The sequence below is a fragment of the Streptomyces sp. NPDC088194 genome, from assembly GCF_040702025.1.
In the GTDB taxonomy this organism is placed as follows: Bacteria; Actinomycetota; Actinomycetes; order Streptomycetales; family Streptomycetaceae; genus Actinacidiphila.
This window is the reverse complement of the sequence record NZ_JBFBIV010000173.1, coordinates 1-9,453: the sequence shown is the minus strand read 5'-3', so window position 1 is coordinate 9,453 and position 9,453 is coordinate 1. Positions and strand designations below refer to the sequence as shown.

Below are 9,453 nucleotides of genomic sequence, written 5' to 3'. Positions count from 1 at the left end.
GGACCGGTCTGCGGCCATACCGGTGCCCGCTCGCGCAGGGTCTGCCAGGGGGCGGGAGGCGGTAGACGGAGACGTGGGAGGGGGAATCGGCGGTGAAGGGGGCGCCGGACCAGTCCGCGTGCCTGGACTCCAGCTCGAACCCGGCCAGTTGGGCCATCAGGTCGAGCTCGGCCGGCCAGATGTAGCGGTGCGGGCTGCGGAAGAGCTCGGCCCGCGGGGTGTCGTCGAACCGGAAGTGGTGCGAGACGACGTGCTGCCGCAGGACGTCGTAGGTGTCCAGGAGGAAGTAGCCGGGTTCGGAACGACAGATGACGGCACCTTGGCCCGGCGGCAGCTTGCGCAGCTCGGGCACCCAGAGTTCGATCACGAAGCGGCCGCCGGGGGCGAGGTGGCGGGCGGCGTTGCGGAAACAGCGGACCTGCTCCGGCTGGCTCAGCAGGTTGGAGATCGTGTTGAAGACGAGGTAGACGAGGGTGTACTCCCCCGGCGCGACGGTGGTCGACATGTCGCCCATGACGACGGGGATCGTCGCCTCGTCCGCCTTCGTCCGCAGCTGCCGCACCATCGGTGCCGACAGTTCGACGCCGGTGACGGGAACTCCGCGTGCGGCGAGCGGGACCGCCACCCGGCCGGTGCCGACGGCGAATTCAAGCGCCGCCCCCTCCCCCGCGAGTTCGGCGAGGCGGTCCACGGTCGGCCCCACGACCTCGGGGGCGAACATGCCGATGCCCGGCGTGTCGTAGCGAAGCGCGGTCTCGGCGTCCCAGATGTCCTCCTGCTGCATCCCCCCACGCTCGTCCCCGCCCGGAGCGGTGTCCAACGGTTTTCCGACCCGGGCACCGCCGCCCCTCACCGGTGCCGCACCCACACGTTCGGCTCGACCAACTCGCCCCGGTCCGCGGTGCGGTCGACCGCGAGCGGGGCGAGGGCGCCGGGGACCACGTAGCGGCCGGAGGCCGGCAGGGGGAAGCCGACCCACCGCTCCCAGTCGGCGACCGAGCCCGCCATCGTCATGGACCGCTCGGCGACGCCCAGCACGCGGGCGCCCATCCGCTGGTGGGTCCGCAGCCACGGGTCCGACGGGGCGCCGTCGGCCCGGGTCCAGCGGATGAACTCCTCCATCGCGGTCAGCGGGTAGCGGGCCTTGGAGGTCGGCCGCACCGGGGCGATCACCCGTGCCAGACCGGCTCGTTCACCGGCGGAGGCGAGCCGCCCGAGCACTTCCGCGGCCAGGCCGCGCCCTCGCAGGTCGTCGCGGACCTGGGCCGCGGCGATCACCAGCGTGTCGGCCCGGCCGCCCGCCTCCCGCAGCGTCACCGCCCGCACCAGCGCGTCGTCGTAGCCGCCGGGCAGGTCGGCGGGCGCGCCGTCCCAGCGCACCGGAACGCCCCACCCGCCGGCCGCGATCCGGTCCGCGTCGTCGACCAGCAGGAGGTTCAGCTCCCCGAACCACCGCCGGACCCGGTCCATCTGCCGGTCGGCGAGGGGGTCGTGGAAGATGAACTCCGGCCAGCCCGCGCTGAAGACCTCGTCGGCCTGTGCGTGCAGGTCGGGCCGGTCGTCGAAGGCAAAGGTCCGCAACTTCACGGAGGCGGAGCCTACGCCGCGCCGCCCGCCGGGCGCCCCGGATTTACGACGGCCCCCGACGGCCCCCGCCGGACCCTGACGGCCCAGGACGGCCCAGGACCGCGCTCGCGGGAACCCGGTCCCATAGGCGAGCCCGCGGGGGAACTACCGCTCCACCTGCCCCTCTGCGGAGACCCGCCGGCCGGCGAGCCAGACCCGCGCCGGCTTGAGGTCGCGGTCGAGCTCGACCAGGTCGGCGCGCAGGCCCGGCCGCAAGGCCCCGCGGTCGGAGAGGCCGAGCAGCCGCGCCGCCGTGCCCGCGGACATCCGCGCGGCGTCCGCGGCCGGCAGGCCGACGACGTCGACCGCCCGGCGGAACGCCTCCGCCACGAAGAGCGTCGAGCCCGCGAGGGTGTCGGTGCCGCGCAGTCGGGCCACCCCGCCGGTCACGGTGACCTCGCGGTCGGCGAACCGGTAGGTGCCGTCGCCCATGCCGGCGGCCGGCATGGCGTCGCTGACCAGCATCAACCGGTCGGCGCCCGCGGTGCGGTGGGCCAGCCGTACCGTGTCGTCGGCGAGGTGGTGGCCGTCGACGACCAGCTCGCAGCACAGCCGCGGGTCGAGCAGTGCCGCGGCCGCCGGGCCGGGCCGCCGGTGTTCCAGGGGCGGCATCGCGTTGAAGAGGTGGGTCACCGAGCGGGCGCCCGCGTCGACGGCCCGGACGAACGCCGTGGCGGAGGCGTCGGTGTGGCCGAGGCTGATCAGGAGTTCCCCGGCGTACTCCTCGATCAGGCCGAGCGCGCCCGGCAGTTCGGGCGCCACGGTCATCGACACGGCGTGGCCGCCGGCCGCGTCGAGCAGCCCGTGCAGCACCTCCGGGTCCGGTGTGCGCAGCGCGCCGGGGGTCTGGGCGCCCCGGCGCTCCGGGGACAGGAACGGCCCCTCGAAGTGGATGCCCACCAGGTTGGGCGCGGTCCCGTCGTCGATGACGGCGGCGATCGCCCTGACGGCGGCCCGCATCGCGGGTGGGTCGACGCTGGCCACGGAGGCCAGCATCGACGTGGTGCCGCGGGCCAGGTGCCCGGCCGCGGCGGCGCGCACGCCGTCGGGGTCGCCGGTATAGACGGAGTGGCCGGCCCCACCGTGGCAGTGCGGGTCGACGAACCCGGGCACGACCAGCCGGCCGCCGAGGTCGGACCGGGGTTCGGGCGCCGCGGGCGGGTCGCCCGCGCCCATGGCGTGGATCAGGCCGCCGCGGATCAGCAGCCAGCCCGCCACCACGCGGCCGTCGGCCCGTACGAACCGACCGCCGGCCAGCAGCCGCCCGCCGTCCCCGGTCCCCTGCCCACGGGCACCGGTCCCCCGATCCCCGGTCCCCCGTCCTCCCCTGCTCCCGGTCACGCGCCCGCCAGCAGCGTGTCCACCGCCGCCTGCGCGCACACCCGGGACGCGCCGAACGTCCGCACCCAGCCCCGGAATTGGCCGAAGTCGTCGCCGGGCACGCCCATGTCGACCACCACGCAGCCCGGGTACTTCGCCAGCAGCTCGTCCAGGACCGGTCGCTGCCAGGGGAAGCGGTGCGAGCTGCGGACGAGCAGCACGACGTCGGCATCGGGCCCGAACTCGTCGAGGTAGAGGCCGACTTCGGCCTTGATCACGCCTTCCGCGTTGTACGTGTCGCCGGCCACCGCCAGTGTCTCCACCTCGACGCCGGCCGCGCGCAGCGGCTCCGCGATGCCCCAGGACGCGCCGCCCTGGGCGGGGGAATGGGTCGGGTCGAGCCGCACCACCAAGGCCCGCTTGCCGCGCAGCACCGGGTCGCCGTGTACCTCGACCACGTCGCGGGCCAGCCGGGCGCCCACCGCGTCGTCGTGGGCGGCGCCGGTGGCCCGCGGGCGCGTCCCGAGCCTGGCGATACGGGCGTTGGCCTCGCGCAGCCGCTCCTCGGGGAGGGTGCCGTCCTCCACCGCCGCGACCAGGGCCGCGGCCGCCGTGTCCACGTCGTCGCCGAACGCCCACGCGCCCAGGCACAGCGCGTCGGCGCCCGCGGCGATGGCCCGTACCGCCGCCTGGGGCAGTGCGGCGACGTCGCTGATGCCGCGCATCTCCAGGGCGTCGGTGATGACGACCCCGTCGTAGCCGAGTTCGCCGCGCAGCAGGCCGGTGAGGACCGCGGGGCTGATGGTGGCGGGCACGGTGTCGAGCTGGGTGAGCCGGACGTGGGAGACCATGATGCTGTCGACGCCGGCGGCGATGGCGGCGCGGAACGGGTCGAGGTAGTGGTCGACCAGTTCCTGCCGGGACAGGTCCACGGTCGGCGTGCCCAGGTGGGCGTCGGTGGAGCTCAGTCCGTGGCCGGGGAAGTGCTTGGCGCAGGCGCTGACCCCCGCGGCCTGCAGTCCCTCCACCCACGCGGCCGCGTGCCTGGCGACGAGGGCGCGGTCGGCGCCGAAGCAGCGGATGCCGTTGGGGCTGAGCGGGTTGACGGCGGTGTCGACCGCGGGCGCCAGGTCCCAGTCGATGCCGGCCGCCACCAGTGACAGCCCGATCTGGTAGGCCGCCTCGCGGGTGAGTTCCGGGTCGTCGAGCCGGCCCAGCGCGTGGTTGCCGGGCACGGACGTACCGCCGTGCGGCTCCAGGCGGTTGACGTCCCCGCCCTCCTCGTCGAGGGAGAGCAGCACGTGGTCGCGCAGGCCGTGCAGGTCGGCGGTGAGCTGCCGGATCTGCTCGGCGGAGGCGATGTCCTTGCCGAACAGGACGAAGCCGCCGAGTCCCTCCTCGACGCGGGCGCGGGCCCACCGGGGGACGGTGCGCCGTCCCAGTGCGGGGAACAGCACGCCATGGGCAAGGCGTGACAGCTCGGTCATGGAGTCCTCACTCTTTCGTTCGGGAAGTCGTCTGGCGGGGGCCGGCCCGGTCCGCGGTGCGCGGGTCATCCCTTGACCGCGCCGCTGGTCATGCCGCCGACGAGGCGGCGCTGCACCAGCAGGAAGAAGATCAGGACCGGCAGGGAGAAGATGGTGGAGGCGGCGATCATCGCGCCGTAGTCGACGCTCTCCGAGGTCTTGAAGGACACCAGCCACACCGGGAGCGTGTAGTTGCCCTGTGATTTCATGATCACGTAGGCGAAGAGGTAGTCGTCCCACGCGTTGACGAAGGCGAAGATGGAGGTGGCGACGATGCCGGGCATCAGCAGCGGCAGCAGCACCCGTACGTACATCTGGAACCGGCCGCAGCCGTCGACCAGCGCCGCCTCCTCCAGCTCCACCGGGACCCCGTCCACGAAGCCGCGCAGCGTCCAGATCGTGAACGGCAGCACGAACGTCATGTACGTGAGGATCAGGCCGGGCACGTAGTCCAGCGCGTTGATGGACCGCAGCATCAGGTAGACGGGGATGACCATCGCGGCCGCGGGGATCATCTGCACCAGCACCAGGATCGCCAGCAGCACCCTGCGCCCGGCGAACCGGAAGCGGGCGATGGCGATCGCCGCGAAGAGCGCGATGACCAGCGAGAGCACCACCGAGGACAGGGTGACCGTCAGGGAGTTGCGCACGAACACCCAGAAGTGCGGCTTGGCCAGCGCGCGTTGGAAGTTACCCAGGCTGATCGGCCAGGGCAGGAACTGCGGCACCGCGCTGAGGATCTTGCCGCGCGGCTTCAGCGCGGTGGCCACCATCCAGTAGACGGGGAAGAGCATCACCGCGGACAGCGCCACCGCGATGGTGTTGTTGACGCTGCGGCGACGCCGCGCGGGGGTCATGCGCACGCTCATGCCTTCTCTCCCTGCTCGTCTCCCTGGTTCGACATCCTGCGGACGTAGGCGATGGAGAACACCGCGAGGATCAGTACGGTCACCACCGCGATCGAGGCGCCGCTGCCGTAGTCGTTGCGGCTGAAGGCGGTGATGTACGCGTACACGCCGAGGGTGGTGGTCTGCCCGTCCGGCCCGCCCTGGGTCAGCACCCAGATGGGGGTGAAGGAGTTCACCGACCAGATGACCTCCAGCAGCGTGAGGATCGCCAGCACCGGCCTGAGCACCGGCACCGTGATGTGCCGGAAGGTCTGGAGCGTGCCCGCGCCGTCGAGCCGGGCCGCCTCGTACAGCGACTCGGAGATCTGCCCGCGCGCCGCGTAGAGGGTCAGCGCGACGAACGGCAGGCCCTTCCACACGGTGAGCAGGATGACCAGCCCGAGTGCCTGGTGGGGATGGGAGAACCAGTCGTACGCGGTCAGGTCGCCGAAGATCCGCGTCTTGGTGAGCAGCCAGTTGGCGACGCCGTACTGGGGCTGGTACATCCACTGCCACACCAGCGTGGCGGCGACCATCGGCATCGCCCAGACCAGCACCAGCGAGACGGTGGTGACCACCCGGGCCCAGGCCGAGACGCCCGTGAGCAGGTGCGCGATGAGGAAGCCGAGCACCATCAGCAGCGCCACGCACACCACGGTGAAGACCACGGTGCGCAGCAGGACCGAGCGGAAGTCCGGGTCGCCGAACAGGTGGGTGAAGTTGTCGAGGCCGACGAAGTCGGCGTGCCCGGTGAACAGCGACCGGGGGCCGAAGTCCTGGGTGGAGAGCACCAGCAGCCGCACCAGGGGGTAGCCCTGGATCAGCACCAGCGCCACGACCGCCGGGGCGATCATCGCCCAGGGCAGCATCCGCCGCCGGGTGGCGCCGGCCCGGACCTGCGGCCGGGAGCGGGCACCCGCCGGAGCGCGCCGCGCGCTGCGCTTTTCGGTAATTGCCATCGGGTTCCCGCCGTACTAGTGGAGCGAGTTGAATGCGTCGGTGGCGTGCTTGTCGTAGTCGGCGGCCGCCTTGGCGATGTCGGCGCCGCCGGCGATCTTCGAGAAGAACTGCTCGTTGTACCGCTCGGTCTCCAGCGTCGCCTCGCCCGGGCTGCTCGGCAGCGGCTGGCTGTTCTGCGCGGCCTTGGAGGCGACGGTGAGCTGCTCGGGGACTCCGGCCGGGGTGAACGCGGCGGAGATCGGCAGCAGGTTGAGCTTCAGCGCCATCTTCTGCTGGAACTGCTTGCCGGTGACGATGCGCAGCCAGTCCTCGGCCGCCTTCTTGTCGGGGCTGTTGGCCGCTATGCCGACGGTGGAGCCGGAGACGATCACCGGCATGGACTTGTCCGCGCTGTAGCCGGGCATCGCGAAGAAGCCGATGTCGTCCTTGAGCGCGGGGTTCTTCTCCAGCACCGCCGCGGGCTCCCACGCCTTGACGTACTCCATCGCGGCCTTGCCGTCGGCGAAGAGCTGGTCCTGGTCGGGGCTGTCGGTGTTGACGCCGACCGAGGACTTGGTGGAGCAGGTGTTCTGGAAGGTGCGCCAGGCCGCGAGGCCGGCCTGGTTCGCCGGCGAGGACATCGCGGCCTTCCAGGTGTCGCCCTTCTGCGTGGCGACGGTGCCGCCCTTGCCGAACAGGAACGGCATGCCGTTGAACCAGTACTGGCCCGGCAGGTAGAAGCCGGAGAAGTTCGCGGTCTTCTTGTTGGCCGCGGCCAGCTTGCCGCAGTCCTGCTGGAGTTCGGCGATGGTCGTCGGCGGCTGCTGGATGCCCGCGCCGGCGAAGAGCTTCTTGTTGTACATGACGACCTTGGTGCCGCCGTAGAGCGGTGTCGCGTAGAGCTTGCCGTCGTACGCGGACGGGCCCGACAGGCCGGCCAGCCAGTGCGCGGAGTCCTCGAAGGACGCCTTGTCGGCGGTGAGGTCGGCGAGGCCGCCGGAGTAGGTCTGCAGCGGGGTCTGGGTGTTGCCCATCTCCACGATGTCGGGCGGGTTCCCGCTGGCCAGCGCCGTGGTGATCTTCGTGGCGATGCCGTCCCACTGCTGGATCTGGACGTCCACCTTCATGTCCGGGTGCTGCTTGGCGAACTCGGCGTTGACGTCCTTGATGAGCGGGCTGTCGCCGGGGCCGCCGGTCATCATCCAGACCGTCAGTGTGCCGTCGGAGGAGGCGTGCGAGCCGCCCCCGCTGCCGCCGCAGGCCGTCAGCGCAAGCGCCATGACCGGGATCGACGTGACCGCGTACCGCCACCGTGCACGGTTCATCCTTCTCACCTTTCTGCTGCCTGGGTGGACTGGTCGTCCTGCGTGGTGCTGGTTGTGGGGCATGTGTTGAGCCGGTCGATCACCTGGTGCCGGTCCACGTCGATGCCCGCGACGTGCCCGGTGCTGATGCCGAGGGAGCCGTAGAGCCGGCCGAGCGAGGACGCCATCGCGCCGAGCAGCCCGGCGGAGTTGCCCAGGTCGGAGTGGCGGACCGTGCTGCGCACGCCCACCGTTCGGGCGACCTGGCCGCTGATGGCCGTGAGCGTGCCGGCGTCGAAGGACTCCGAGAACCCGCCGGTGAGCACCACGGTCTTCGGCTCGTAGGCGAGCGCGACGATCGAGACGAGATGGGCGAGGGCCGCGTGCACCTCGGCGAGCAGGTCGGCGTACGTCTCCGGTGCGGCGAACAGGTCCTGCGCGCCGGAGACCCGCACGCCGCGGCTGCGGGCGTACGCGACCAGGTCCGCGCCGGACAGCAGGTCGCGCAGCCGCTCCGGGCGGCCGGGCAGCGGGAGCCGGCCGAACTCGCCCAGCAGCCCCTGCTCGCCGAGCAGCACCCGGCCGTCGATGGAGACCGCGGAGCCGAGGCCGGTGCCCAACGCCAGCAGCACCGCGGTCTCCCGGTCCGGCAGCGATCCGTACTGGAGTTCGCCGAGCATGGCGACGTTGGAGTCGTTACCGACGGTGATCGGAACGCCGACGAAACCGGAGACCGCGTCGATGAACGCGGTGCCCTGGATCTGGCCGAGATTGTGCGATGCGAGCACGGTGCCGCCGTCGCCGCTGACCACACCGGGCAGGCCGATCGTGACCGCCTGGAGCGGGGTGCCGTTGCCGTACCGGGCGACCAGGCCGGTGACCCGGTCGGCCACCCAGCGGGCCAGTTCCCCGGCACTCGCGCCGCGCGGCGTGGCGTCCCGGCTCCTGATCACGGCGCGGCCCAGCGCGTCGGCGACCACGACGCGGCAGTTGGTGCCGCCGAGGTCGATTCCGCAGACCAGAGCCGATCCGGCGTTGAACCCGACCGCGGTGGACTGTCTGCCCGGGCCTTCGCGCACCAGCCGCTCGCCTTCGTGGACGAGGCGGTCGGCCATCAGGTCGTCGACGATCCGGAACACGGTCGCCCGGCTCAGGCCGGTGGCCGCGATGAGCTGCTGGCGGTCCATCTGGGCACCCGAGAGCAGCGCCGCGAGGACCGCGCTGCGATTGGACTCCCGGGGGAGCGAGGTAGTTGCCACAATTCCTCTCAGGCTGAGACTAATTCGATGGCGCTTACTCTAGCGACGGATCGGCGAGCAGATCCAGACATGCGGGTTACATTCCGGTAAAGCACGAGCGGTCACGCAACGTGATCCCGCTGGGGCATGCGGGAGCGGCGGGGCCGGGCGCTCGCAGGGCGCTGCTCCCCCGCTGCGGCTGCTGTCGGGCCGTCGGCGGCCCGCGCGACGGCAGCCGTCAACCGGCCGCCGGGCTACGGGACTTCAGTGGGTGCGGGGCACCGGTGACGGGCGGGCCGGTCTCGGCGCGGGCCGGCGGAAGGGCGCGGGGGTGCTACGCGTGGGGCCCGGTCGCGCAGAGCCCGTCGAACCGGAGCCGAGCGGTGGTCGCTCGGCCCGGTGTCACGGCCGGGGCCGCGATTGGGCCGGCTCGCTCCGCGCCCGGGTGGGCGCTCGGCGGGTGGGTCGAGGCTCGGCGGGCAGGTCAGCAAGGATCGCGTCGGCGCGGTCGCGCCCCCGACGCGCCGCGCCCGGCCGGGGCGAGCCGGGGCGGGGGGCGCCGTGCTGGCGGCGGCGGCGTCGGTGCTTGGCCCGGTCCACCTTCGCGCCGACG

8 protein-coding genes are annotated in these 9,453 nt (G+C 72.7%); all 8 read right to left on the bottom strand.

What is annotated here, in order from left to right:
• A partial coding sequence (locus AB0399_RS39720) for a class I SAM-dependent methyltransferase (RefSeq protein WP_366414595.1) occupies positions 1 to 784 on the bottom strand: 784 nt, incomplete at its 3' end.
• Between the two features lie 65 nt (positions 785 to 849).
• On the bottom strand, positions 850 to 1,587 hold the full coding sequence (locus AB0399_RS39715; protein WP_366414594.1) for a hypothetical protein: 738 nt from the start codon (positions 1,585 to 1,587) through the stop codon (positions 850 to 852).
• 144 nt (positions 1,588 to 1,731) lie between these two features.
• Positions 1,732 to 2,844 carry an N-acetylglucosamine-6-phosphate deacetylase gene (gene nagA, locus AB0399_RS39710; RefSeq protein ID WP_366414593.1) on the bottom strand — a complete coding sequence of 371 codons (1,113 nt, stop codon included), beginning with the start codon at positions 2,842 to 2,844 and terminating at the stop codon, positions 1,732 to 1,734.
• Between the two features lie 119 nt (positions 2,845 to 2,963).
• The gene (locus AB0399_RS39705; protein WP_366414592.1) at positions 2,964 to 4,433 is read right to left on the bottom strand and encodes a glycoside hydrolase family 3 N-terminal domain-containing protein; all 1,470 of its coding nucleotides are present in this window, start codon (positions 4,431 to 4,433) and stop codon (positions 2,964 to 2,966) included.
• Positions 4,434 to 4,498: 65 nt separating this feature from the next.
• On the bottom strand, positions 4,499 to 5,341 hold the full coding sequence (locus AB0399_RS39700) for a carbohydrate ABC transporter permease (protein WP_329373431.1): 843 nt from the start codon (positions 5,339 to 5,341) through the stop codon (positions 4,499 to 4,501).
• The gene (locus tag AB0399_RS39695) at positions 5,338 to 6,318 is read right to left on the bottom strand and encodes a sugar ABC transporter permease (protein ID WP_366414591.1); all 981 of its coding nucleotides are present in this window, start codon (positions 6,316 to 6,318) and stop codon (positions 5,338 to 5,340) included. The genes AB0399_RS39700 and AB0399_RS39695 overlap by 4 nt, the downstream gene beginning before the upstream one ends.
• Positions 6,319 to 6,333: 15 nt before the next feature.
• The gene (locus tag AB0399_RS39690; RefSeq protein ID WP_329373427.1) at positions 6,334 to 7,623 is read right to left on the bottom strand and encodes an extracellular solute-binding protein; all 1,290 of its coding nucleotides are present in this window, start codon (positions 7,621 to 7,623) and stop codon (positions 6,334 to 6,336) included.
• Between the two features lie 5 nt (positions 7,624 to 7,628).
• On the bottom strand, positions 7,629 to 8,861 hold the full coding sequence (locus AB0399_RS39685) for an ROK family protein (protein WP_329373425.1): 1,233 nt from the start codon (positions 8,859 to 8,861) through the stop codon (positions 7,629 to 7,631).
• Positions 8,862 to 9,453 lie beyond the last annotated feature (592 nt).